We start from the raw sequence: 1,590 nt of genomic DNA, 5'->3' as shown, positions 1-1,590 counted from the left end.
GGCCTGGGCTGGGCCGGTGACATCGTGCAGCTCCAGGCCGACAACCCGGACGTCGGCTTCCACATCCCCGACCAGGGCTACATCACGTCCACGGACAATCTCCTCGTCCCGAACAAGGCGCGCCACAAGCGCAACGCCGAGCGGCTCATCGCCTCGCGGCGTACATCAATTACGTGTGTCCCGTCGACGGTGTGCGCGGCGCCCTCGCGAAAATCGACAAGGAAGCCGCGGCCAATCCCCTGATCATTCCCGACGCGGAGATGAAGGCGAAGTCCCGGGCGTTCCGGTCCCTCACGCCGAAGGAAGAGACCGCGTACGAGGAGAAGTTCGCCAGGCTCACCGGCGCGTGACGCCGCGCCCCCCTGTCTTCCACCCCGACTTCCCCTGGACCCACCATGACCACTGCCAGAGAAACAGGCGGCGACGTTCGGCTCGCCGGGATCAGCAAGACCTACGGCTCCTTCACCGCCGTGCATCCGCTCGACCTGACCGTGCCGCAGGGCTCGTTCTTCGCGCTGCTCGGGGCGTCCGGCTGCGGGAAGACCACCACGCTCCGCATGATCGCGGGCCTGGAGGAGCCCAGCTCCGGCACGGTCCACCTGGGGGAGCAGGACGTCACGGCACTGCCCCCGTACAAGCGGCCGGTGAACACCGTCTTCCAGTCGTACGCGCTCTTCCCGCACCTGGACATCTTCGAGAACGTCGCCTTCGGCCTCCGCCGCCGCGGCATCAAGTCCGTGAAGAACCAGGTCCACGAGATGCTCGACCTCGTCCAGCTCGGTGAGCAGGCCCGCAAGAAGCCGCACCAGCTCTCCGGCGGCCAGCAGCAGCGCGTCGCCGTCGCCCGCGCGCTCATCAACCACCCCAAGGTGCTCCTCCTCGACGAGCCGCTCGGCGCCCTCGACCTGAAGCTGCGCCGCCAGATGCAGCTTGAACTGAAGCGCATCCAGACCGAGGTCGGCATCACGTTCGTGCACGTCACGCACGACCAGGAGGAGGCCATGACGATGGCCGACACCGTCGCCGTGATGAACGGCGGCCGGGTCGAGCAGCTCGGCACCCCCGCCGAGCTCTACGAGAACCCGCGGACCACCTTCGTCGCCAACTTCCTCGGCACCTCCAACTTCATCGAGGCGGAGATCCAGGGCGGCGGGAGCGGCGACGACCTGGTCCTCAAGGCGGGCGACTGCAAGCTGACCCTGCCCGCGACCCGGTGCGGCGGCCCCACCGCCACCGGCGGCAGGGTGCTGGTCGGCGTACGCCCCGAGAAGATCTCCCTCACCCACGCCGACGACGCGGGACAGATCCCCGAGGGCCGCAACCGCGTCACGGGACGCATCGCCGACAGCAGCTTCATCGGCGTGTCCACGCAGTACGTCGTGCACAGCCCGGTCTGCCCGTCCTTCGAGGTGTACGCGCAGAACGTCGAGCGCGACACCCGCCTGGTCCCCGGCGCCGAGGTCGTCATGCACTGGAACCCGGCGCACACCTTCGGCCTCGACGCGGCGCAGGACGCCGAGGCGGGCGTCGAGACGGTCGAGGAGGACGCCTCCGCATGACGACCCTGACCGACGCACCACCCCCCAAGGC

The 1,590-nt window shown here is 69.1% G+C and carries 1 protein-coding gene and 1 pseudogene; both read left to right on the top strand.

Translation table 11 applies throughout. The features are described 5' to 3' along the window. Positions 1 to 350: pseudogene (locus AB8Z36_RS39830) on the top strand (spermidine/putrescine ABC transporter substrate-binding protein); the annotation flags it as partial. A gap of 45 nt (positions 351 to 395) precedes the next feature. Further along, complete coding sequence (locus tag AB8Z36_RS39825; RefSeq protein WP_369218239.1) at positions 396 to 1,559, top strand: ABC transporter ATP-binding protein; 1,164 nt, start codon at positions 396 to 398, stop codon at positions 1,557 to 1,559. The last annotated feature ends 31 nt before the right edge of the window (positions 1,560 to 1,590 follow it).

It is taken from the genome of Streptomyces flavofungini (assembly GCF_041028215.1).
In the GTDB taxonomy this organism is placed as follows: domain Bacteria; phylum Actinomycetota; class Actinomycetes; order Streptomycetales; family Streptomycetaceae; genus Streptomyces; species Streptomyces flavofungini_B.
The sequence above is the reverse complement of the archived record's forward strand: the minus strand, read 5'-3'. Positions and strand labels throughout refer to the sequence as shown.

Bases quoted from the DNA above. Each gene is read 5' to 3' on its own strand.
- AB8Z36_RS39825 (WP_369218239.1), top strand. From the start codon at position 396: ATGACCACTGCCAGAGAAACAGGCGGCGACGTTCGGCTCGCCGGGATC.